The organism is Streptomyces sp. NPDC005962, from assembly GCF_040629205.1.
GTDB lineage: Bacteria > Actinomycetota > Actinomycetes > Streptomycetales > Streptomycetaceae > Streptomyces.
The window spans coordinates 454,685-477,390 of sequence record NZ_JBEXVE010000003.1; the positions used below are offsets into that span (position 1 = coordinate 454,685).

The window sequence follows — 22,706 nt, forward strand, 5'->3', positions numbered from 1 at the left end:
TTCCTCAGCTCCCTGCCGCCCACGGACGGATTGGCAGGGTGGCTCGCTGTCCACGCAGGGGCAACGTGAATCCGACCGTGATGAGGTGCAGCGACAACGCGCCTGCTGTGGGTACGACGAGGGCTCCCACGGCGCTGGGCCAGGGGAGCCCTCCGAGGTGCGCCAGAACCGCTCCCATGCGGCTCCCGGCGTAGACCACGGCGAGCAGTGTTCCCGCAGCGATAGCCGCGAGACTGGCCGCTGCGGCGCGTCGACGTCGCCAGATGGCGCAGGACAGGGCCGCGTAGCGGAGGCCGGTGGCCGTGCCTGCGACGGTCAGAAAGCCATATTGCATGAGCATGTAGGTGGCGACCGCGCTGCTGTCGGGTGCCCCGTAGGCAAGTTCCTCCGAGGGAACGTTGATGCGGTGGAACTGCCAGATCACCGTAGCCATGACGCAGCAGGCGATGACGATGCGCACCCCGATGGCTTTGCGGATACAGGCTGTGGGGTGTGTCCAGTTGACGTTCATGATCTGCATGCCCAGAAGGACCAGCTCGGCAGCGAGGTGCGAACAGAGGGTGGCGATCCCGGGGCGCTCGATGAGCCCGTCTGCGGTCTTGGCGATGGAGGGGACCGCGAGGAACGAGCTGACGAAGCTCGCTGTGAAGATCGACAGCCGGGCCCGGCGAGCGACGAAGAACGGCTCATCGCGGCTCAGCGGGGGAGCGCAGGCCGTGTAGGTGGCTGCGCTGACGGCTACAAGCACGGCACACGCGCCGAACAAGAGGCCGGTCAAGGGCTCAACGTCCTTCCAGATCATCCGCCGCTCTCTCAGCAGCGTCATGCAAGCTCAGCCGACGTGGGCGCCCTTCGCGGGGCTGGTCGACGCCGGGAGGAGGGGGCGGTATCGCTGGGACGTCCGTGGACAGTCCTCGGCGCGCACGAACCTCTCGGAGCTTCGTATTGATTTCAACAATGTCCTGCGGGTCCAGATCTTTCATTAAGCGAAGGGTCTCTCGCGCCTCGGGGGTCTCCTGGTACACGGTCAGCGCGGTGAGGTCGTCCCAACCGGGAAGCAGAAACGCGGCCGGGGCGCCGAGAGCTCTCGCCAGAGCGTCCAGGGTGGACGATCTGGGGTTGCTGCTGGTCCCGTTCATGAGGCTGCTGACCTGGCCGTGGGAGACGGCGGGCTTGCGCTGATCGGGCGGAGTCGTCGCGCTCGTGATGTCTCGGGCGCTGGGAGTGAAGCCCTGTGCGTCGCGGCGCAGTCGCAGCAACGTGAGCAACTTCGCACCCAGGCTGAGCGGTTGGTCGTCGGTGACCGCCATGTTCCTCTCCCCGCCGTGCGCCGTATGTCCGTCAACTGGTGATCGCCCGTGGCTATGGGGCGATAGCTGTACAGTACCTTGCTGGTCAGAGGGGTTATAAGATTTGTCGGACAGTTCCCCTCTCGGAGCCGACGGATGGATGACCGGCAATCATCGTGCTCCTGTGTCTGTCAATGGGGGCAGGCGCGCCGAGGGAGTTCGGCGGGGCGGTTGCGCCGAGCTTGCCGGTCAGGGGAGGAAGTGCAACATGCCCGAGCTTGATGCGCGGCGGATCGCCGAGCTGGCGAAGGAGCGCCCGCGGGTGCTTCCTCGGGCGGCGTCGACAGCCCCCAGGGAGGCGCGGGAGGTGCTGGAGCGTCAGGCTCTGCTCTATCCGCGGGGAGGGGGGCCGAACGAGCAGAGGCGTGAGGGCTGTTGAGCTACAGGGGTCAGCGCGCCTTTCAACCTCAAGATAGGTGACATTTTTAGAACACTGCTGTACCTTCTGTGGGGCCGAGTCGGGTACAGCAGCCGCAGGAACCCGACCCCGGCGGCGCCGTGCCAACGGCGCTTCTCCCTGCTCCTCGTGGGTGGCCGACCCCCCGCGCCCCGCCCACGGGGAGCTGGCCGCAATCGGTGTGGCCGGTGGGGTGCAGTGATGGGAGTCGAGCCCGTCGCAGCGTCATGCTGCGGCGGGCTCGCTCGCCCCCTGGGTTCGGTCCGGCTCACCCCTCTGTCGCGTCCTTGGGCGGAGGGATGGAGGCGCGCGGACCTTGAGGCCCACGCCGAATTTGAGAATTCCCTCAGAATTCGGAACTGAATTTCTCGAATTAAAAGTCGCCGTAACTTGAATTAGTGGTATTTGCCATTAAGATATAAGTATAAGAACAAAGGGAAAGCCGGAAAGTGGCTTTCGGTTCGAGAAAGGCGCGGGAAATGTTCGCAGACCTCAAGATTGACCAGATTTCTCCCAACCCCGACCAGCCTCGCAAGTTCTTCGACGAGGCGAAGCATCAGGAGCTGAAGGGCAGCATCGAGGAGAACGGTCTTCTCCAGCCGGTCGTTGTCCGCCCGGTCGAGGGCGGCGAGGCTCCCTACATGCTGATAGCGGGCGAGCGACGGTGGCGGGCCTGCAGGGCGGCCGGCCTCACGGTCATTCCCTCGAAGGTCATCAAGGACATCGATGAGGAGCGGGCCTACGTTCTCAGCATCGCCGAGAACGTCGGGCGCGAGGACATGACGATCATGGAAGAGGCTGGAGCGTACGCCGATCTCGCGGCGGCGGGATGGAACCCGGCGAAGACCGCCAAGCAGTTCGGGAAGACGGAGACGCACATCAAGTGGCGGCTGGGGCTTCTGACTCTGCGCCAGGAGGTCGCGGAGATGGTGGACAAGGGGCACATCAAGCCGAACCTGGCGTGGCACATCGCGCAGCTCAACCCGGGCAACCAGATGGTCGCTGCGACGCGGTACGTGCGGGGCGACTTCGACTCCGAGGCCGAGGCGCAGCACTTCGCGAACGGTCTCAAGACGATGGAGAAGCAGACGTCGCTCACCAATGAGGAGGCCCCGAGCGTCGAGGAGCAGGAGAGCCGCAAGAAGGCCAAGGCGAAGGCGAAGGACGGTCTCGGTAAGGCCGAAGAGGTCCTGCTGCCGCTCCTTGAGGAGCTGGCGGAGAAGAAGCCGGAGGACCTGGCCGTGATCCTCGGTGACGATCTCGATCGCCACGTGCGGGTGGTCGGCAAGCTCTTCAGTCAGGTCCAGCTGGTGCGAAACCTCCTCAGCAAGGCCCAGGGTATCCAGCGGGCGATGTCGGCCGAGTTCAACAAGAAGGTGGCCGAGGTCCAGCAGGAGGCCAGGGCGGAGCAGGAGTCCAAGGGCAAGGACGCGGCCGCGCCCGAGGCGAAGAAGACGGCTTCGGCTAAGCCTGAGGCGAAGAAGGCAGCTCCGGCCAAGCCTGGGCCCAAGCCGTCGGGTGCCACGCGCCCGGGGAGCCGCACGTCGGCGGCGGGGGCGAACACGGCCACCACACGCAAGGCACCTGCCAAGAAGCAGGTCGCCAAGAGCGGTGCGGCCACGGAGACCAAGGCGGCAGGGGGCACGGGCACCACGGCTACGAAGTGAGCCTTGGGGGCGCGGCGGCTACCGCGCCCCCCCTTTCTCTCCGTCGACTTCCGTAGGTCCCCAGGTCCAGTGGCCTGGGGACAGCGGCGTTGAGGGAACACGAGCACCAAGTGCTGAGCAGCAGGAAAGGAAAGAGCTGCGTGCTAACTCTGTTCACCTACCGCTACCAGGAGTTCCGGCCACCACAGGGTGTTCCCGTACGGATCACCCTGGGCGCTCCCCGCTTCCGGCTCCCGTACCAGCTCACGCACTCGGTGCGTGAGCTGGCACCGCGGCGAGAGTACTTCTCCAAAGGTCTTCCCGAGTTCACCGCGGCGTACCGGGCGGACTTGGATCGGCTCGGGGCGGCACGGATCGCGGCTCGGCTGCGGGAGATAGCAGAAGCGGAGGGGGAGCACAGGCTCGTACTGCTGTGCTTCGAGGACCTGAGGGACCCGGCACAGTGGTGCCACCGCCGGGTCTTCGCCACTTGGTGGAAGGACGCCACGGGTGATGAGGTTCGGGAACTGGGACCGATGGCTAACCGTTTTGAGCAGGGCACCCTGATGTAGGCGCACGGCTTGCCTTCCCTTGCAGCGCCCGGTCTGGGGATCACCGGACCGGGCGCTCTCGTGTATCTGGGGTGGCAATTTGCGCTAGGCTAGAAAATAAATGAAAAACCCCTCAATTCATATTGCTTAGCGGGTCAAATACCTTAGGATTAAGATAAGAAATACAGGGGAAATTCAAAGGCAAGGGGATTGAGATGGAATTCTACTCGGCTCGTGCGCTGATGGCGGTAATTGGCGACGTTCTCAAGCGGGAAGAGGCTCGTACGGGCTGCAAGGGGATCGACCTTGATGTGCGGGTTGCTTACAAGGCGGTTGAGGGTGAGAACCCCGAGAACAGCGTTCCTGTGGTCCTCCGGGGTTCTGACGGAAAGGTGTGGGTGACTGCCTACAACTGCGACAGTGAGCTTCCGGAAGAGGTTGAGCGGGATCTGGGGGTCACTTCGGAGATGCTGATCGATATGGATGAGGCTGAGATGGATGTGCGTTTCGGTTTCGGCTCGTAGATAGGTTGCACTCTTGAAGCATGCCTCATGCTTCTTGTGTTAAGTTCCAGCACAGCGCCCGGCCCGGCACCCGCCAGGCCGGGCGCTGTCGTTCCTCGTGATCGCAGCGCCCAGGAGGCGAGAGATGTTCCAGGGCACCATCCCGGGCCCCATGCGTGCCATCGTGCGTGAGACTGCCCGGAGTTGGCCCCAAGGGAGCCCGGTCTACATCCCGTGCTGCGGCAACTTCACCATCGAACGCTCCCTGGCGGACATGGGCTTCGCCCTCCACTCCTCGGACGTCTCCATCTACACCAGCGCCATCGGGCGGTGGCTCACCGGACAGCCCGTCGGCATCCAGCTCCACGAAGAGAGCGCGGACCAACTGCACTGGATGGCTGATTCCCTGGACGACGGGATCGGCACCGTTGCCACCCTGATGTTGGCGACGCGTTTCCTGGCCAGTGTTGGTCGGGATGGTCTCTGGCACGAGCGGGTGGTGCGTTCCTACCGGGATCAGTGGAAGGCCAAGCACGCTGAGACTGTGGAGCGGCTGTCGCGCTCGGATGTGGCGCTGGCCTCCTACGAGGTGGAGGATGTGCGCTCCTGGCTCCAGAAGGTGCCACGCGATGCCCCGGTGTGTAGCTTCCCCCCTTTCTACGGTGGCGGGTACGAGAAGCTGTATGAGCCTCTGGAGCAGCACTTCACCTGGGATGCTCCGGAGTACGAACCGCTGTCGGATGCTGATGTGGTCGGCGTGCTGGGTGCGATCACCGATCGTCCCTACTGGTTGACTGCCTCCAACCACGATGTGCCCGAGCTGCAGTCCTTCCTGCGCGGCGTCATCAAGGCCACCCCCAGGGCGGCTCCCTTCTACGTCTACGCGTCTGAGGCGCCCACGCGCATCGTTGCTCCTCGCCAGCCCATCGAGCCGGTCAGGGCTCCGAGGCTTCGGGGCGGTGATGAGCTGGTGGCGCCCCTGTCGTTGTCGCTGCTCAAGCCCGGCCAGTTCAACGCACTGCGGTCCCGGTACCTGAACCCGCGTATCGCGCCCGGTGCTGCGAATCTGGCGGTCGCGGTCAAGGACGGCGGTGGCAAGATCCTCGGTGTCTTCGCGATGGCGCCGAGTAGCTACACGCCTGACGAGGCGTACCTGCTGAGCGACTTCGCGGTCGCGCCGACCGACTACCCGCGGTTGTCGAAGCTGATCGTGCTGGCGGCTACCTCCAGCGAGGCCCAGTTGCTGTGTCAGCGGGCGTTCTCCCGTCGTGTCCGGGCGGTATCCACCACGGCGTTCAGCAACAACCCGGTCTCGATGAAGTACCGCGGGCTGCTGCGGCTGACGAAGCGCGGTCCGTCCGCCGAGGACGGCTGGAAGTTCCAGCTCCAGTACCAGGGCGTCATGGGCGATCACACGCTCGCTGAGGCCATGGAGAAGTGGGCGAAGCGGTGGGGCGCCCGTCAGACGACGATGCAGACAGGAGAGTGATGATGGAGGAGTCGATGCAGCTCGCCCCGCCGCAGATGGTGGAGGGCGACCCGCGCACGCTCACGCTCTTGGATCTCAACGCGAGGTTCTTGCCCCACGAGCAGTTCAAGCAGCTGGTCGCGAACATCAAGAGGGATGGGCACCTGACCTCCACGCCGCTGGTGTGGAACGACACCGACAGCGGACAGCTGATCGTGCTCTCTGGTAACCACCGGACGCTGGCGGCGGTCGAGGCCGGGCTGAGGACGATCTGGTGGATGCAGATAGATGAGCCGCTGCCCCGGCAGCGGCAGATTGCTCTCCAGCTTTCGCATAACGCGATCGCGGGCCAGGACGACCCGGCGATCCTCAAGGAGCTGTACGACGAGCTGGAGACGGTGGAGTGGCGGCAGTACACGGGCCTGGACGATAAGGCCCTGGAGTTGCTGGAGAAGGTGGACGTCGCTTCCCTGGGGGAGGCGAACCTCGACTTCGCCAGCGTGCAGTTCATGTTCCTGCCCGATGAGCTGGAGCGGGCGGAGGCCGCGTTCGATGCGGCCCGGTCGACGGCGGCGGCGGACCAGCGGTGGGTGGCGGGTCTGGAGCAGTACGAGCCGGTGCTCGATGCGCTGGAGACCTCCCGGGCCGCGTACAAGATCGGCAACAGCGCGACGGCGCTCGGCGTGATCATTGCCGTGTTCGAGCGGCACGTGGGCGAGCTGGCCGAGGGCTGGTTCGACGCTGCTTCCGGGGAACCGACCCGGGCGGGGACGGCGCCGTTGGAGACGGTGTTCGGCGTGCGAGACGTGCCGGTGGAGACAGCGGCCGTTGTCCGGGCGGCGATCGACCGGATGGTGCAGGACGGCACCGTGTCTGCCGATGAACCGTGGCGGGCGCTGGAAGTCCTGGCAGCACCGGAGAACTAGAGGGCCGAGGGCCAGGAGGTGAGCGGTGGCCGAGGGCACCGTGGAGTCCTGGGAGCGGCAGGGTGGGGAGTCGGTCCAGGCGTTCGAGGCGTTCGCCGTGTACCGCGATCTGGGCCCGGCTCGGAGTGTCACGAAGGTGGCACGGGAGTTGGATAAATCGCGTGCGCTGGTGGGCCGGTGGTCGCGGCAGTTCGCGTGGGTGATGCGGGCGGTGGCGTATGACCGTGAGCAGGACCGGTTGTTCCTCGCGGAGCAGGCGCAGGCGCGGCGTGATCTGGCGCGCAGGCACGCGAAGTTGGCGCAGGCGGTACAGAGCAAGGCAGTGGCCCGGCTCCAGGTGCTCGACCCGCGGGAGCTGTCGCCGTCTGAGCTGCTGCGGTACGTCCAGGTCGCGGCGGAGATCGAGCGGCGGGCTGTGGGTGAGACACCGGCGGTCGGGGCGGTCGAGGACCGGGACCAGGGCGCGGACGTGGCTTCGCTGTCGGACGAGGAGCGGCGGGCGCGGATGGATCAGTTGCGCCGGGAGCTGGAGCGCCGGTTGTCGGAGGGCGCGTCGTGAGCCGTGGCCGGGTCAAGCGCCGCATGGTCGAGGGGTTCGCGGACCCGTCGGTGATGAGCGAGGAGCAGCTGAGGGCCGAGGCCGCGGCACTGTTCCGGGCCGATGAGTTGTCGGCGCGGAGGTGGGCGTGTGAGGTCCCGGACTGTGACGGGCTGCCCCATACGGGGTGGCTGCATCACCATGCCCGTGCGGCGCAGCGTCGGCCGCTGTGGCTGTGGACGGTGTGGATGCTGCTCACCGGCCGTGGCTGGGGGAAGTCGCGGACGGCGGCGGAGGCTGTGTGGGAGTGGGCGCAGCCGCCGGGGCAGCAGATCGCGGTGGTGGCGAAGAACGCGACGCTGGTGCGGGACATCTGCTTCGAGTCCCCGAAGTCGGGGCTTTTGACGGTGATCCCGCCGGAGGAGGTGGCGAAGTACAACTCCAGCTTGGGCGAGACGACGCTGAAGCTGAAGAACGGCACGCTGATCCGCGGGTTTGGTGCGGAGACGCCGGACAACCTGCGTGGGTGGGCGTTCGACAAGGCGTGGTGCGACGAGTACGCGGCCTGGTCGCGGCACACCGCGCAGGAGGTCTACGACATGCTGTGGTTCTGCCTGCGTGAGGCGGACACTCCGCAGGTCGTCATCTCCACGACGCCGAAGCCGCTCCCGCACGTCAAGCGGCTGGTTGAGCGTGGCCGGGCGCAGGAGAAGCAGCACCGGGAGGGAGGGGCCCGGCCGCGGGTGGTGTTGACCCGCGGGCACATGCGGGAGAACGACGCGAACCTGTCGGCTGCGGCCCGGGAGGAGCTGGAGGAGGAGTACGCCGGCACCAGGCTGGGGCGGCAGGAGCTGTCGGGCGAGCTGCTTGAGGATGTGGAGGGCGCGCTGTGGCAGGGCTGGATGCTGGAGGTCGACGGGTTCCGCCCGAGGCCGGAGCATCTGCCCGATCTTCAGCGGCTGGTCGTGGCGGTGGACCCGGCGACCAAGAGCCACGAGAACGCGGACATGACCGCCTTCACCGTCGCCGGGCGCGGCTGGCCGGTGGAGACGATGTTCGGCGACGACCGGCCGCGCGGGTATCTGCTGCACGCCGAGCAGGACCGGTACACGCCGACGCAGGCGATGAAGCGGGCCGCGAGGCTGTATCACGAGCACCGGGCGGACTGCGTGGTCATCGAGGCGAACAACGGTGGGGACTACCTGCCCGCGCTGCTGGAGCAGGTGGACCCCACGGTGAACTGGAGAATCGTTCATGCGACTCGCGGGAAGCGGGCGCGGGCGGCTCCGGCGGCGCAGCTGTACGAGCAGGCCCGAGTGCACCACGTCGGCTCGGCCCGGAGGTACGCGGAGCTGGAGGAGCAGATGACCACGTTCGTCGGCCAGGGGGAGACGGAGGACTCGCCGGACCTGCTGGACTCGGCGGTGTGGGCGTTGTGGGATCTGTTCCTCGACCCGACGATGCCGCCTCCCCGTGGCGGGGATGACCAGCGGCTGAGTGGGCGAAGGTAGCAATCGGCACGCATGTGGCAGTGAGGTGGCCGAGGAGTTGAAACCAGTGGGCTCGGGCGCGCACAACAACAAGGCTTCCGGTACTCGGACGGGATCGTACCCCCGAGCTGCCAAGAGGCCCTGCCTTCTTGTCTGCATCACCGGCTTGATCACCCGACCAGGAACCCTGTTCGAGTGATCAAGCCGGTTGAGCGGTAAGCGGAAGGCTTCTCAGTCGATCGTGATGCGGATGTTCTTGACACCGCTGGATTCGTGGAACCCGACGAGTTTCACCTTCTCGCCCTTACTGATGCTGTGGCTCTCGTACTCGTAGTACCAGCCGTCGCCGCTGTTCTTTTCGCCAATCACCCAGATCCTGTGTTCCGAGGTCCCCGGGCAGTATCGTGTGATGCTGCCGGTCAGGGTGAAGCCGTACCAGCCGTCGCCGTCGTTCCAGTAGGTGTAGTCACCGTTGAACGTGGCGCAGATGGTCGAGCGGGTGATGGGGGCGGCCTGCGCGACGCCCTGTCCCAGCATGGCGACAGCAGCCGTCAGTACGCCAACTACCGTGGATGCTCGCTTGATATTGCGCCGCATGCGGTCTCCTTAGAGTCAGAGTTGTTGGTGTTGCATCCACTGGTTGACGCCAGTGACGACGGCTCCACACGTCCAGCCGCCACCGGTGTGGGTGTGGGCGGGGAACCTGCAAAACGGGGCCATCCTGGACATGCTCTGCACTATTCCGCTGGCGTGGAGGCTAGTGTTCAGCCCGGGTGAAGGCCGATGTCTGCGATTCCGGCCGAGTGCGCCCTTCGGGCCCACGCCCCGAGCCGCTCTCACATCCGGCCCGCGCGAGGTGCCCACTGCACTGGTCCGGTAGGCGCATGAGGTGAAGGAGAGGGCGGGGACCAGGGCCAGGCTCGTGAGCCGGACACCCTGAACAAGCCGAACAGACCGCACAGGCATAATCCCGACCTCCCCCGACGCGTGTCGGCCCCCTGTCGACCGCGTGCCACAGAGCTTGCGGAGATCTGCCGTGCCAGGGCAATGGCGAGCAGCTGTCCCGGACAGCCCGCCGCTGTCCGGCCTGGTCACGGCCCTGTCCGGATTTCGTCCCGGACAACTAGCGCGGCTAGCCCGGCGTACGGCTGTGCTGCGGGCATATGGCGTATCTCCTCATCTCGTTGATGAACTCGTGAACTGCTCCGCTGTGGGCGGATGGTTGTCCGCCCACAGCGCGCCCTCTCAGCTCGGAGCTACGCTGTGCGGTGGCGTAGGGGCTGAGCTTTCCTGGAGTGGACGTGGGCCTGCGCCAACTCGTGATCGATGCGTGGTCGTGGCTGAACTACAAGCCGGTGATGGCGGAGGCCGGGCGTCCGGGCAGCCGCGCGTTTCCGGAGCTGGCCAAGACGTGGGTGCCGCCGCACGAGCTGCGGCGTTTGGCCGCGTACAAGGTGCTGGCGTCGTACGACAACAACCAGGCCGGGCAGCTCGCGGCGGCCGGTGGCGACGAGAGCGCGTTGGAGCGGCGCGAGCTGGGCGATGCGGCCAAGCTCGTGGACACCGCGCTCGGCTACCTCCTCGGTTCGGAGCAGAAGGTCGCGGTCGAGGGGGCGGAGCACGACGGCGAGGAGACGCCGACGCCAGGCGCGGCGGAGGCCGCCGCGGTGCAGGACCGGTTGCGGAAGTGGGCGGACAAGGAACTGCTGACCTTCCGGGTCCAGCAGGCCGAGCGGGCCGCGGTGCTGCTCGGGGACAGCGTGATGGTGCTGGCGTGGAACCCGGAGAAGCAGCGGCCGACGCTGCGCGTCTATGACCCCGGGTTCTTCTTCCCGCAGTGGGGCGACGAGGACGAGGACTTCCCGAGCCGGGTGCATCTGGCGTGGGAGCTGCCAGCGGACGACGACGCGGGGCTGAAGGCCAGGGTGCGTCGGGTGACGTACGAGCTGGGGCCGATATCCGAGGACGGCGAGGTCGGTGTTGACGGTGCCGTGGCTGGTGGGCGGCAGTACCCGTGGGAGCCGGGCCGGACGTCCACCGTGACGTGCTACCTCACGGACGCGGAGTGGCTGCTGGAGGACCTGAAGAACGGCGAGACGCTGGACCGGCTGCCGGAGGGCAAGGCGAGCTTCCGGGTGGGGCCGGACGGTACGGAGCTGGACCGGCTGGATCTGATGATCGACTTCGTGCCGGTGGTGCACATCGCGAACACGATCCCCGACGGCGGAGAGCACTGGGGGCGGTCTGTGCTCGCGCGGGTTCTGCAGGCGCTCGACGAGCTCGCGGCCACGGACTCGGACAGCTCGGCGGCATCGGCAACGACGGGTACGCCGATCATCGGGCTTGCGGGTGCGCGGCTGCCGGTGGACCGGGCGACGGGCAAGCCGCAGGAACTGGAAGTGAAGGCCGGTGCGGTGTGGCAGCTCGGCGAGACGGGCCGGATGGACGCGCTGGATACGTCGCCGCAGTTGGCCGAGTTGCGGGCGCGGGTAGATCACCTGCTGGAGCGGATCGCGGCGAACTCGCGGGTGACGGCGGCCGGGCTGGGCACGCTGGACGCGACGGAGGTGCCGTCGGGGTACGCGCTGAAGCTGGCGCTGGGGCCGCTAGACGCACTGATCGGGATGATGCGGCTGGCGCGGGAGCACAAGTACCGGTTGCTGTTCAAGATGGTGCAGAGGCTGTACCAGGCCGGGCAGGCGGAGGGCTGGACGGCCGGGGAGACGCTGCCATCGCGACTCGCGTGGGCGCCACACACGCCGACGGACCGCGGTGCGGTGCTGGAGGAGGTCGTCACGGCGTACGGGGCGGGCGTGCTGTCGTTGGAGACGGCGGTGGCGATGCTCGTGGAGGCCGGATATCCGATCAAGGCCGCCTCGCAGGAGGTGGAGCGGATTCGGGCGAAGGCGGACCAGGAGGCCGCAGTGCGGATGGCGGAGGCCGCAGCTCGTCGCGGACCCGATGGTGAGGCTGAGGAGGAAGGGGACCAGGCCGAGCTGGAGAAGGGGCCGCGCGAACTCGAAGCCGCAGCAACAGTCAGTGGGTGATTCGCTCCATTCTGTTGCTGCTGGTCCGCTGTCTGTGCTGGAGCAGCGTGGTTTTGCTTGCCCGCCGAGGTGCGCCGTCCGCTCTGCGGGAGCAGCGTAGAGGTATGGCTGCTCGGATCGTCGTGCACCGGCCGTCGCTGACGAGTGGGCGCCGAGTCACTGCCGATGGACAGATCCTCGGGATCGCGTATGGCCTCTCTGATCTGCGCGAATTTCTCCGGCGTGCGGGGCTGGAACCGGATGAGGTGAGGTTGGAGGACCCGGCCGTGATCGAGTGGCGGGGCGGGGGTTCTGAGATCTGGGTCTGAGCGGTGGAGCTGTCACTCGTGGTCGTCGTGATCGCGGAGGGCGTCCTTCGCTGCGCGGAGTGCTCGGAAGAGTTCGATGCCGGGTCCATCCCCGTTCCTGCGGGGGTGCAGAAACGGACCTGACGGGGCATATGCCAAACGCTTTAAAGCCTGCGAGGTGTCTCTGGGATCGTCTACCCTTCGGCATATGCAAAACATTTCTGCACTGCGGAAATGGGGTGTACCGTCAGCCCGACCACGTTGACTAGGGCATCAGTAAGCCGTGCTCGGCGCACGCAGTGGAGCCCTGCTCCGCATGCAGAGCAGGGCTCCCTGGGGAGTGGCCTTCAGCGGCTGGCGACCGTGGCGCTAACATCGCCACGGTCGCCAGCTAGAAGAGCGAGTCCCCCAGCAGGGTCGCCATCGCTGAAGCAATCGCTGAAACCATCGCACTGACCACGATGAGGGCCAGTTCGCGTCGTCCCAGCTTGTCGACCAGCTTCCCTAAATGCCGTCGCATCGGCGACCTCCTCTGTATCGCCCCGGACCCGGCGTCCGGGAACGTGGGTGGCGGAGGGCACATATGCCGTGGCACGAGGACAGATTACGCGTAGTGCACCCGGTGGGTGGCCTGTTCGGGAATTCGACCACGGCAAACCGGAATCCGTCTGGTGCCGACAAGATGGCTACACTGATCACCGGCGCGGGGGCGCGCTCTGGAGGAGATGCATGCTCCGGCCCCTGCCGCCTCGCCGTCCCGTGGGCTTTCGCCGTGACGGGCGGCCTATCTACCCGATTCTCGGGGCCTCTTCGGAGGACGAGACGAACGACCAGCTCGATGACGTGGCCGCCGAGACCGGCCAGGAGCAGCAGGTCACGTTCACCCAGGACCGGCTGGGCAAGATGCTCACCCGGGAGAAGGCGCAGGGGGAGCGGGCTGCGATCAAGCGGCTGTTGTCCCAGCTCGGCTTCGACTCCCCGAAGTCGCTGACCGAGTTCGTGTCCACCCAGCGTGAGGCGGAACAGGCCGCGTTGTCCGAGGTGGAGCGTAGGGAACAGGTGGCGGCCGAGAGGGAGTTGCAGGCCGCGCGCCGGGAGGAGCAGGCCGCCGAGCGAGAGCGGGTGGCGCTGCGCCGGGCCGCGCTGGTGGCGCTCGGCGCGGAGGGCGATGACCTGGTGGACGCGGAGCGTCTGCTGGCCGTGGACGATGAGGATGTGGACGAGGCGCAGATCCAGTCGGCGGCCGAGGCTCTGCGGGCGCGCCGACCGGAGCTGTTCGGTGAGGTCCGCACTCTGGTGCCGTCGGCTCCTGCGGGTGCACCGGCCGGGCGCGGCCCGACTCGTACGGCGCCGGTGTCCAAGCCCGGTTCGGCCGGGCTGGAGATGGCCAAGCGTCGCGGCCTGATTCCGGAGTTCAGCGACTCCGCCGCCCGGTAGTTCCGGGCCCAGATCCTGGGGACCACGCCCCTTGAACTTCGTGGACGGCATCGCCTCCGTGGGCGGTGTGCGGATTTGTGACCGCAGCGTCCATGGAGATACGCACATGACCATTCAGCCCGTCTCGACGTCCGAGTACACGACCGCCAACCGCGAGTGGCTGGCGTCCCTGCACGGCACCGACTCCGTCGACACGATCACCCTCGACCTGAACCTGTTCTGCGAGGGCACGCACTATGTGTGCGGCGATGGGTGCGAGCCGTACGGCCGGGTGCTGTCGGGCGTGCCGGTCGGCAGGGTCGCGGAGTCCGGCCTGTACGGCCCGTACGACCCCGAGGCGCACTGCGGGCGTCAGATCCTGCGCGGTTTCGTGATCGCCGAGGCCCCGTTCGCTCCGGGCCAGACCCGTGTTCCGGCCGCGCTGCTCTGGCACGGGGCGGTGAAGGCGTCGAAGGTGCCGGGCGGCATCGACGTGTCCCAGCTCGTGTGGCACCCGCGTGCCGCGCAGATCCGCTACGTGTGAGCGGGGCTGAGCTGTGACGATTCAGGACCTGCTCAAGGACGTCTCGGTCATGGACCTGACGGCGTTCGCCAGGGCGATCCCGTCCCCGAAGGACTTCCTCCTCACCCAGACGATCTTCCCGACCGTGGAGATGCGTGAGGTGAAGTGGCGTACGAAGGACTCCGGTCGGTACGTCAACGTCGCCAAGTACCGGGCCTTCAACGCGAGCGTGCCGTTCGCGACCCGTGAGGCGTGGCAGACCTCCCGCGAGGGTGCGCTGCCCGCGCTGGGACAGAAGCTCGTCGTCTCCGAGCAGGAGCAGATCCTGCTGGAGGCGTCGCACGGCTCGGATCAGGACCGGCTGATCGAGCTGCTGTACGACGACGTGGAACGGCACGTCGAGGCCATCCGGTCCCGGCTGGAGCTGGCCGCCGGTGACGTGCTCGCGGACGGCCGGTTCAGCCTGGAGCAGGAGAACGGGCTGACGCTGGAGGCGGACTGGAACGTCCCCGCCGCGAACATGCCGGTTGCCCGGATACCGTGGTCGGACCCGGCATCCGATCCGATCGCGGATGAGCTGCGGTGGATTCAGCACCTGGACGACATCGGTGCCCCGGAGCCGGAGATGGTGGTCTCCTCCCGGAAGGCGTTCAGCCACCTGGCGGCGAACAACGCTTACAGGGCGGCCTACTACGGCAGCGTGAACCCGTCGACCACGCCGACGGCCACGCTTACCCCGCAGCAGATCAACGTGGTGCGTGGCAACTACAGCCTGCCGCCCATCACTTTCTACAAGGCCCAGGTGCGGGTGGACGGCAAGCCCCGCAAGGTGCTGCCCGAGGACCTGTGGGTGCTGGTGCCGCCGGAGCGGGAGAAGTGGGCGCAGACCATGTGCGGGGCGACCGCGGAGGCCCTGGCGCTGTCGCGCGGGACGAACCCGGAGATCATCCGGGAGGACGCCCCCGGCCTGATCATCACCCGAGGCGTCCAGGACGACCCGGTGCAGATCTGGACCAAGGGGGCCGCCGTCGGCATGCCGGTCATGCACACCCCGGACGCGCACATCGTGGCGAAGGTCCTGTGATGGCGGGCCGCGGGCGGCTGAAGGCCGCGGTGTACGTACAGGACCCGACGACCAGGGAGGACTTGGTCCTTTGGCCGGGCGACTGCCCGGAACCGGAGCTGGCGGTGCTGATCACCAACCCGGATGCGTGGGAGGTGCCCCCGGGCGACTGCGACGAGGAGCCCGGTCCGGTGTCGGTGGGGAAAGTGGAGCCGTCCGGAAGCAAGGACGACGGCCACGAGGAGGCGGTCGGCGCGGGCGCGGCGAAGAAGTCCCCGCCTCGGCGGAGCGGGGGCCGTTCGGCGTCCGCGTCGTCGTGACCATCGGAAGGCGGACCGCTACCGGGAACAGCCCGGTGGCGGGCCGCGCCGTGCGGAGGGAGTAGCGGGTGGACGAGTTCCAGAGGTCGTGGCTGCTGGCGCAGCTCGGACCGGATACCGACCCGGCCGACTTGGAGCGCCGGTACTTTCGGCTGCGGTCGGTGCGCGCGGTCGCCCTTGAGGTCCTGGGTGAGCGGCGAGCGAAGCTGCTCGGCGACCCGTTGAAGGTCACCGTCGACGGGGTGGTGACCATGGACCTCCAAGAGAATCTGCGTGGTATCGAGCGGCAGATCGAAGGCGCGCGGAAAGCTCCGGCTCCCGACGACCCCGTGAACGAGGAGAAGGCCGATGCGCTTATGACGACCTCGCTGGCGCCGATGCGGCGCTATCGGTAGTGCTGCGTCTGGTAGGTCGCGGGCTCCGTGGAGTGCGTGACGCGCCGACGTCCTCGCGTGCTGAGGAGTATCAGACAACGCGCAGGCATTATCTGAGGTCACGTGTTCCGGCGCTGTCCGGGACAGGCCAATCCTGTCCCGGACAGTCCCTGCCCGTTGCCGGACAGACAGCCGCCTGCCATTCTCTATCGCGGGTACGACGGCTGCGAGGGGAGTTCGGGGCCCTCGCCCCATCACCCGGTCCGCTCCACCATCCCGCAGCCAGCTGGAGGTTCCGTGAGCCACCCGCAACACACCCCGGCAGAACGCTGGGTCCTCGCTTTCGACGAATCCTGCGACACGTGCTCCGCGGTGTCGGCCGCCGTGGCGAGAGCAAGCGACGACAAGTTCGAGGTACTGCCGCTGGCACACCCCCAGGTGCAGGAGTGGCGTCGACTGAGTTCGGGGTCCGAACCCGCTTGGAAGCCGACGTTGCTGCGCGTCCGGGGCAACGGCGTGCGTGAGTGGACCGGGCCTACCCTGTCCCTGGCGCTGGCGCGACGTCTCGGAGTGCGGTCAACTATCCGTGTTCTGCAGGCACTTGGCGAGCTGCGCGAGGAGGCCACCCGCGGCCCGGACAAGGCCCCCCAGAGCGGAGGCTCGGTCAGCCGCAAGAGGTTCCTCCACCTCGTCGGCGGCACGGCCGCCGCGGTCAGCCTGACGGCGGTCGGCCAGACACCCGCGTTCGCCAAGGCATCAGAGCCCGCAAGGGCCGCCGCCTGGGTACGGGAGAACATGAGCACACTCCCACGTACCTACGACGAGATCGTCCGGCACCCGGTCCCGTACCGCAAAGCGATCTTCGAGGTGCTGACGCCCGGAGAGCGGTCACGGGCCTGGCTGGACCACTTCGCTGCGTACCGCACGGGCCATCCGAAGCTGTCGTCCGCTCAGGAGCGGGTCATGACGCGGCTGAGGGAGCTGACTCCCAAGGTCTTCGCCGAACCCGATCGGCACAGCGCCGAGCTGGACGCTCTCGCGGAGCAGGCGCGCCGCGTGTTCGGCTTCGACGAGGCCGCCGCCATCCTCACCCGCCTCGGCCCGGACGACGGCCTCACGGTGCGCAGGCCGAACTGCGGGTGCAACATGAGCGACTCATGGTGCGGCACCCTCTACTGCGGCCCGGTCAACTGCAACCCGAGCTCGAGCGGCTGCGGCACCTTGTACACGAAGCCCTGCAATGGCGTGTGCATGCAGTAGTCGCCGAGCTACCGATCCGCCGGCCTCGGCTCACCCGAGGCCGGCGAGGCCCCTCGGGTTAGACCACAGACGCGAGCCGACCGCCCGACCCGCTGACTCCGTGACCGACGTTATGTCACCCCGCGAGCCACATTTCGTCGGTCGGGCCGGGCCGACCGAGACTCCTCAGGGGAAGCGGGCGGCGGTGGGGCGAAGAGGGCGTGGCTGCGGTGGCCCTGTTGGATCAGCGTGCGGTAGGAGTCGGGCTGGGCGTCGGTACCGGTAGCTGTGCGGATCTTCGTGGTGTGGTGGTCCTTTCGGGTGGGGTAGGTGTCCGCCTGTTTGGCTTGATCGTCGGCACACTGTCGAGGCGCTTTGCCTGTGGCGCCCGGCTTCCGGGACTATGACGGCATGGCCTCGTTGAAACAGTTTGAGCCCGCGTCTGGCACCCGCGATTTCCTTGCCGCCGAGCATGAGAGGCGGGAACGCGCGTTCGCAACAATCCGGGAAGTGTTCGGCCGATACGGCTTTCAGCCCCTCCAGACCCCGGCGTTCGAGCGGCTGGACGTTCTCACCGGCAAGTACGGCGACGAGGGCGACAAGCTGATCTTCAAGATCCTCCGGCGTGGCGAGCATGAGGCGACCGGCGAGGCTGATCTCGCTCTCCGCTATGACCTCACGGTGCCCCTGGCTCGCGCGGTGGCGGCCTACGGCAGCCAGCTGCCCTCCCCTTACAAGCGGTACGCCATCGATCCGGTGTGGCGGGCGGACCGGCCGGGCAAGGGGCGCTTCCGCGAGTTCGTGCAGTGCGACCTGGACATCGTGGGCTCCTCTTCTCCGTTGTCCGACGCCGAAGTCGTTCTGGCCCTTCACGACGCTCTGGATGCGCTCGGCGTGCCGGAGTTCCGGTTCCTGCTGAACTCCCGGCATGTTCTGTTCGGTCTGCTGGAGGCATACAGCGTCCCCGCAGACCTGGGGTCCGGAGTACTGATCACGCTCGACAAGCTTGACAAGCTGTCCCCGGAGGCTGTCGTCGAGGAGCTGGTCACGGGGCGCGGCCTATCGTCCGAGGTGGCGCAGGGCTTGGTGGATGACCTGACGTCGCCGGATGCGGTGGAGCGGATCAGGGGTGAGCTGAAGTCCAGCGAGGTCGGTCAGGCGGGCCTGGCTGAGGTGGACCGGCTGCTGGAGCTGACCAAGGACTCCATCCCCGCCGAGCGGATCGGCTTCACGCCAAACCTCGTGCGCGGCCTCGACTACTACACGGGAGTCATCTTCGAGGTCACCGCGCCGGGCATGCCAGGGTCGATCGCGTCCGGCGGCCGATACGACGGTCTCATCGCGCGGCTCGGCGGGAAGGATTCCCCGGCTTGTGGCGGCTCGCTGGGCATTGAGCGCATCTTGCCGCTGCTGGAGCAGGGCGAGGAGGGCGGTTACTCGCAGATCGATGTGGCCGTCACGGTCATGGGCGAGGACCTGTCTGCGGACAGCTTCCGGATGGCGGCTGAAATCCGCCGAGCCGGAGTTCGAACGGGTGTTTACCTGGGGTCCAGTGGGAAGTTCGCCAAGCAGATGAAGTGGGCCAGCGATCAGGGGGCCCGCTTCTGCGTGATCTATGGCCAGGCGGAGCGTGATGCCGACTCGGTCACGCTGCGGGACATGGACAGCGGTGAGCAGGTCCAGGTCCCGCTCGATCAGGCCGCCGCAGAACTCGCGCGGCGGTGCGCACCATCCAGTTGACGCGCAGCGGACCCATTCCGCTGCCGGCCTTCGAGGAGTAGCGGATGGGTACGCAAGGCGATCGGATCTTCCAGATCACGGCTGAGCGGGGGTTCCCGGACCCCTGGCTCAGCTTCGGAGACTCACTGTGCGATGAGGCGGCACTCAGCACGGAGTTAACTCGGGCGATCGGCAAGGTTCGCAAGGAGCCGACGGCTGAGGCGCGCACCGAGGTCACCCGGGTCTTCCAGGCGAAGAAGGCGAACCTGCGCCGCTGCGCTGGGATTCTCGACCAGGTGTTGGGTGACTACGACGCCTCGGGCATGTGGACGGTCCTGGACGAGCGGGCTGGACGGCTGGACGTCGCGGACGTGCTGGAGACCTGGGGCCGCACCCAGGCACTGCACCCGTTCCCCGTGGTGCTCAAGAGCCTGGAGTTCAACTGGGGCTACATGAAGGAGCACGGCGTCCGGGCGTTCTACGAGATGACCCGCGGCTACGTCCTACGGCTCCGGGAGAACACCGAACGCTGGCATGAAGCCTGGCGCGGCGAGGCCGAGACGGGAGTGGTGGACCGCATCACCTCCATCGAGTGCGACCTGGCGAGCATCGAGGCGCCGATGCACTGCGACGTGTGCAAGAAGACGATCACCGCGCTGCTCTACCTCGACGAATAGCTCGCGAGGCGCATGCCCCACCGTGCCCCTGCACTTCGAGGCGGAGCGGGGGCCGTGCGGCGTCCGCGCCATCGTGACCATCGGAAGGCGGCCCGCCACCGGGAACAGCCCGGTGGCGGGCCGCACCGCGCGGAGGGAGTAGCGGGTGGACAAGTTCCAGACCAGGTCGACTCGCAGGCGGCATGAGCTGCGCCGCAGCTCAAGGGGGTGGCTGCCCACTTCTGATACTGCCGCAGGCTGCGGGTAGGGTCGCGGTACCCGAGCTGAAGAGGTAGTTGCATGGCCAACGATATTGTGATCGCGCAGACAACCAGCGACGACGCGGATCAGGCGCAGGCGCTTGCCCGGGGTGCGGTTGAGAGCAAGCTAGCAGCGGGCGTTCACATCGATGCGCCGATCACCGCCTTCTACTGGTGGAAGAGCAAGGTCGAGACGGCACAGGAGTGGCGGATCTCGTACATGACTACGACAGACCGCCTCCCGGCGCTGGAGGCGTGGCTGCACGAGCAGCACCCGTACGACGTCCCCCAGTGGATCACGCTGCCCGTGACCGGTGGGTCGGAGGCGTACCTGGCCTGGGTTGTTGAGGAGACAGCACGGGGCTGACGGACTGTACGACGGCGTTTGCGTCCCGAGCTTGCCCGCGTGGCCCGCGCATTCGATCAGTGGGGCAAACCAGAGCACTGCTACCGCGCGCTGCTCTCCGCCGAGGAGGCCGCTCCCCAGGAAGTGCGGCGCGGCTCCGTCCGCACGCTCGCCACGGGCCTGCTTCGGCACGACCGCGTACTCCCGGACGTCCGTTCCTTCGCCAAACGTATCGGCGGCGCGTAGCCGTTCAGACGAGCTGTTGCCTTTGAACTTCTTGACCCTGGCGGCGGGCCGATGCCGACGAGGCGCGGGTGCGTGGCGGCCACGAGGGCGAACAGGGACGCGCCACTCCAGCAGGGCGCGGGGGCGAGGGAAGCTGCGGTGGAGGTGACGTGGCTGCTGCCCGCCCGCCGCTACCGGTAGCGGCGGGCGGGCACCAGTGGCGCGGCCGTAGTCGCAACGGGCAGGATCAGCCTCATGAAGATTCTCGTGCTTGGTGGTACATGGTTCTTGGGGCGAGCTGTTGCTCAGGCGGCACTTGATCGGGGGTGGTCAGTGTCGGCGTTCAACAGAGGGAGGTCGGGCACGGCGCCGCAAGGGACGCGGGAGATTCACGGAGACCGCACGGTCCCAGAAGATCTGTCGGCACTCGCCCGGCACGGGCCGTGGGATGCCGTGATCGATACCTCAGCCTCCGAGCTGGCGCCTAGGAACGTGCTGGCCGGAGCTAAGGCGCTGGAGTCCGTAGTCGGTAAGTACGTGTACATCTCCACGGTCAATGCGTACCGGGGATGGCCGAACGAGCCGTTGACGGAGTCGTCCGAGGTGCTCGACGGGCCTGCTGACGCCGACGCTGACTACGGGCGGCTGCCTGCGAACTGGGACGGTCCTGACTGGTACTACGGGCGGCAGAAGGCGGGGGCTGAGCGTGCGTCTCTGGCAGCTTTCGGCGCAGAGCGCGTGTCGATCCTCCGACCGGGGGTGATCTTGGGGCCGGGTGAGTATGTTGGGCGTCTCCCATGGTGGCTGCGGAGGACAGAGAAGGGCGGGGCGATCCTCGCCCCAGGCGAGCCGAACAAGTCGATTCAGCCCGTGGACGTCAGAGACGTAGCGGCGTTCGCGCTGGACCGGGCCGTCGCAACGGGCGGCGGCGCGTTCAACGTGACGGCACCCGTGGGCCGCGAAACGATGGGGGGATTCCTCACGGCTTGCCTGGAAGTGACGGGGGGCGCAGGGCGCCTTGTATGGGCGCCAGACGGCCTTCTGGCCGAGCACGGGGTCCAGCAGTGGACCGAGATGCCGCTCTGGCGCACGCATGCTGGCGTGTGGAACATCGACTCCTCTGGAGCGCGCGCCGCTGGCTTGCGGTGTCGTCCATTGACGGACACGGTTTCCGCCACGTGGGAGTGGATGCAAGGCGGTGGTACACCGGTTGAGCACCCGCGTTGGGCTGAACACGGCATCTCGATGGTGAAGGAGACAGAGATCCTGGAGAGGCTAGGAGCCTAAGCGTCAGCTCTCGAGGGCCAGCGGTGCGGTAGCGCCGAGCCTATTCGCTGTTGCCGCCGCGCTGTACTCCTCGATCCGCTCGCCGAGGGCGCTGGCCTGCGCTGCACCAACGAAGTTGGGATGGCAGAGGCCAGAGCGCACAGCGGCCAGACGCTCCAGCGTCCCCGCGCCGCGCCATACCGTGGGCACTTCGAAGACGGGGCCCAGAGCCTCGCAGGCCCCGTCGAGTTCACCGCGCAGGAGCCGGGCGCGGGCGAGATCCACCGACGCTTGGGTCGCGATGAGTAGGGGACGCTGGTCTTCGGGCCTATTGCCCAAGAGGTGCAGGGCGCTGTGTGCGGCTGCTTCTGCCCCCTCAGAGTTGCGCAGCAGCAGATAGGTCGTGGCGTTGCTCATGGCAACGCGGTCGTCCGGGAACCCGAATTCACCGCCGATGTCGTCGTGGAGCTCGTCTCGGGCCCCGGTCTGCTGTTCGAGGGCGTTTCGCACAGCACGTTCTGCTGCGGCCGGGTTCCCCAGGTGCCCGTACGCGCGGCCCTCGATCACGGACAGGCGGGTGCGGGCGGTGTCACCGAGTCCCCCGAACCGCTGCGCAGTGTGTACGAGCCGAACGGCTTCAGATGGGCGACCGTCCCAGTACGCCAGGAACGCGAGCGCACCGTGAGCGTATGCCTGGAGGGGCCCGTGCTCGATGACTTGGCCGTAGAGCGCCGCGGTGCGCGACAGCGATACGGCTGTGGGCAGTGAGCCGAGGTCGAAGGCGATCGCTGAGAGGAGAGCTGCGGACTGGCCTGCGGCGAGGTACCCGCGGGTTCGCTGGCGGGGGACTTGGGTCCGTTCCAGCAGGGACTGGGCAACGCCCAGGAGTTCCTTGGCACGACGGTATACCTCGATCGGCGAGGTGCTGTTGTAGTCGCGGGCCAGGGCCACGACGTCGTCGTCGAGCTGGTCGAGCGTCATGTCTGGAACGCTGAGGGAGGCGGCGTCACCGGCGTGTGCGGCTGCGTCCCGAGCAGTCATTGCAAGTTCACTTTCGTTGAGCGTAAGTACGTGGCCTCCGACCGGAGCCGGAGGTA

The 22,706-nt window shown here is 67.5% G+C and carries 25 protein-coding genes; 20 read left to right on the plus strand and 5 right to left on the minus strand.

Annotated elements, in window-relative coordinates:
- Positions 1-4: 4 nt before the first annotated feature.
- Together ABZ370_RS08245 and ABZ370_RS08250 are read right to left on the minus strand one after the other, a co-directional pair.
- Positions 5-826 carry a hypothetical protein gene (locus ABZ370_RS08245; protein WP_358618143.1) on the minus strand — a complete coding sequence of 274 codons (822 nt, stop codon included), beginning with the start codon at positions 824-826 and terminating at the stop codon, positions 5-7.
- Entirely contained in the window at positions 783-1,310 is a 528-nt protein-coding gene (locus ABZ370_RS08250; protein ID WP_358618146.1) for a hypothetical protein, read from the minus strand. The genes ABZ370_RS08245 and ABZ370_RS08250 overlap by 44 nt, the downstream gene beginning before the upstream one ends.
- A gap of 247 nt (positions 1,311-1,557) precedes the next feature.
- Between ABZ370_RS08250 and ABZ370_RS08255 the strand changes: the two genes are divergently transcribed.
- The 8 genes from ABZ370_RS08255 to ABZ370_RS08290 all read left to right on the plus strand — a co-directional run bounded on the left by ABZ370_RS08255 (position 1,558) and on the right by ABZ370_RS08290 (position 8,889).
- Positions 1,558-1,728, plus strand: a complete 171-nt coding sequence (locus tag ABZ370_RS08255; RefSeq protein ID WP_358618148.1) for a hypothetical protein — start codon at positions 1,558-1,560, stop codon at positions 1,726-1,728.
- 467 nt (positions 1,729-2,195) lie between these two features.
- Positions 2,196-3,413, plus strand: a complete 1,218-nt coding sequence (locus tag ABZ370_RS08260; RefSeq protein ID WP_358618150.1) for a ParB/RepB/Spo0J family partition protein — start codon at positions 2,196-2,198, stop codon at positions 3,411-3,413.
- A gap of 140 nt (positions 3,414-3,553) precedes the next feature.
- Positions 3,554-3,964: a hypothetical protein gene (locus ABZ370_RS08265; RefSeq protein WP_358618153.1), complete on the plus strand. Its 411-nt coding sequence runs from the start codon at positions 3,554-3,556 to the stop codon at positions 3,962-3,964.
- Between the two features lie 194 nt (positions 3,965-4,158).
- A complete protein-coding gene (locus tag ABZ370_RS08270) occupies positions 4,159-4,467 on the plus strand; it encodes a hypothetical protein (protein WP_358618156.1) in 309 nt (102 codons plus the stop codon).
- Positions 4,468-4,591: 124 nt separating this feature from the next.
- Complete coding sequence (locus tag ABZ370_RS08275; protein ID WP_358618159.1) at positions 4,592-5,935, plus strand: hypothetical protein; 1,344 nt, start codon at positions 4,592-4,594, stop codon at positions 5,933-5,935.
- Positions 5,935-6,840 (plus strand): ParB N-terminal domain-containing protein, encoded by a 906-nt coding sequence (locus ABZ370_RS08280; protein ID WP_358618162.1) that lies wholly within the window; start codon positions 5,935-5,937, stop codon positions 6,838-6,840. Before ABZ370_RS08275 ends, ABZ370_RS08280 begins: the two co-directional genes overlap by 1 nt.
- A gap of 25 nt (positions 6,841-6,865) precedes the next feature.
- Positions 6,866-7,399: a hypothetical protein gene (locus tag ABZ370_RS08285; protein WP_358618164.1), complete on the plus strand. Its 534-nt coding sequence runs from the start codon at positions 6,866-6,868 to the stop codon at positions 7,397-7,399.
- Complete coding sequence (locus ABZ370_RS08290; protein ID WP_358618166.1) at positions 7,396-8,889, plus strand: terminase family protein; 1,494 nt, start codon at positions 7,396-7,398, stop codon at positions 8,887-8,889. Before ABZ370_RS08285 ends, ABZ370_RS08290 begins: the two co-directional genes overlap by 4 nt.
- Before the next feature lie 210 nt (positions 8,890-9,099).
- Here ABZ370_RS08290 and ABZ370_RS08295 read toward each other — a convergent pair whose 3' ends face one another.
- Entirely contained in the window at positions 9,100-9,465 is a 366-nt protein-coding gene (locus ABZ370_RS08295) for a hypothetical protein (RefSeq protein ID WP_358618168.1), read from the minus strand.
- A 698-nt stretch (positions 9,466-10,163) separates the two neighbouring features.
- Here ABZ370_RS08295 and ABZ370_RS08300 point away from each other — a divergent pair.
- On the plus strand, positions 10,164-11,915 hold the full coding sequence (locus ABZ370_RS08300; protein ID WP_358618170.1) for a hypothetical protein: 1,752 nt from the start codon (positions 10,164-10,166) through the stop codon (positions 11,913-11,915).
- A 678-nt stretch (positions 11,916-12,593) separates the two neighbouring features.
- On the opposite strand, the gene ABZ370_RS08305 is transcribed toward ABZ370_RS08300, so the two are convergent.
- Positions 12,594-12,722, minus strand: coding sequence for a hypothetical protein (locus ABZ370_RS08305; protein ID WP_358618172.1), 129 nt, complete (start codon positions 12,720-12,722; stop codon positions 12,594-12,596).
- 323 nt (positions 12,723-13,045) lie between these two features.
- Here ABZ370_RS08305 and ABZ370_RS08310 point away from each other — a divergent pair, with 323 nt between their 5' ends.
- The 11 genes from ABZ370_RS08310 to ABZ370_RS08360 all read left to right on the plus strand — a co-directional run bounded on the left by ABZ370_RS08310 (position 13,046) and on the right by ABZ370_RS08360 (position 21,630).
- A complete protein-coding gene (locus ABZ370_RS08310) occupies positions 13,046-13,639 on the plus strand; it encodes a hypothetical protein (RefSeq protein ID WP_358618174.1) in 594 nt (197 codons plus the stop codon).
- Between the two features lie 106 nt (positions 13,640-13,745).
- On the plus strand, positions 13,746-14,162 hold the full coding sequence (locus tag ABZ370_RS08315; protein ID WP_358618176.1) for a head decoration protein: 417 nt from the start codon (positions 13,746-13,748) through the stop codon (positions 14,160-14,162).
- Between the two features lie 13 nt (positions 14,163-14,175).
- A complete protein-coding gene (locus ABZ370_RS08320) occupies positions 14,176-15,225 on the plus strand; it encodes a major capsid protein (RefSeq protein ID WP_358618179.1) in 1,050 nt (349 codons plus the stop codon).
- On the plus strand, positions 15,225-15,524 hold the full coding sequence (locus ABZ370_RS08325; RefSeq protein WP_358618182.1) for a hypothetical protein: 300 nt from the start codon (positions 15,225-15,227) through the stop codon (positions 15,522-15,524). Before ABZ370_RS08320 ends, ABZ370_RS08325 begins: the two co-directional genes overlap by 1 nt.
- A gap of 68 nt (positions 15,525-15,592) precedes the next feature.
- The gene (locus ABZ370_RS08330; RefSeq protein WP_358618184.1) at positions 15,593-15,919 is read left to right on the plus strand and encodes a hypothetical protein; all 327 of its coding nucleotides are present in this window, start codon (positions 15,593-15,595) and stop codon (positions 15,917-15,919) included.
- Between the two features lie 363 nt (positions 15,920-16,282).
- On the plus strand, positions 16,283-17,158 hold the full coding sequence (locus tag ABZ370_RS08335) for a bacteriocin fulvocin C-related protein (RefSeq protein WP_358618187.1): 876 nt from the start codon (positions 16,283-16,285) through the stop codon (positions 17,156-17,158).
- Positions 17,159-17,548: 390 nt separating this feature from the next.
- Positions 17,549-18,877 carry a histidine--tRNA ligase gene (hisS, locus tag ABZ370_RS08340; protein WP_358618190.1) on the plus strand — a complete coding sequence of 443 codons (1,329 nt, stop codon included), beginning with the start codon at positions 17,549-17,551 and terminating at the stop codon, positions 18,875-18,877.
- A 44-nt stretch (positions 18,878-18,921) separates the two neighbouring features.
- Entirely contained in the window at positions 18,922-19,533 is a 612-nt protein-coding gene (locus ABZ370_RS08345; RefSeq protein WP_358618193.1) for a hypothetical protein, read from the plus strand.
- A gap of 279 nt (positions 19,534-19,812) precedes the next feature.
- Positions 19,813-20,139: a divalent-cation tolerance protein CutA gene (cutA, locus tag ABZ370_RS08350; RefSeq protein ID WP_358618195.1), complete on the plus strand. Its 327-nt coding sequence runs from the start codon at positions 19,813-19,815 to the stop codon at positions 20,137-20,139.
- Positions 20,140-20,178: 39 nt separating this feature from the next.
- A complete protein-coding gene (locus ABZ370_RS08355) occupies positions 20,179-20,364 on the plus strand; it encodes a hypothetical protein (protein ID WP_358618197.1) in 186 nt (61 codons plus the stop codon).
- A 234-nt stretch (positions 20,365-20,598) separates the two neighbouring features.
- Positions 20,599-21,630 (plus strand): NAD-dependent epimerase/dehydratase family protein, encoded by a 1,032-nt coding sequence (locus tag ABZ370_RS08360; RefSeq protein ID WP_358618200.1) that lies wholly within the window; start codon positions 20,599-20,601, stop codon positions 21,628-21,630.
- 3 nt (positions 21,631-21,633) lie between these two features.
- Here ABZ370_RS08360 and ABZ370_RS08365 read toward each other — a convergent pair whose 3' ends face one another.
- Positions 21,634-22,590: a hypothetical protein gene (locus ABZ370_RS08365; RefSeq protein WP_358618203.1), complete on the minus strand. Its 957-nt coding sequence runs from the start codon at positions 22,588-22,590 to the stop codon at positions 21,634-21,636.
- Positions 22,591-22,706: the final 116 nt, after the last annotated feature.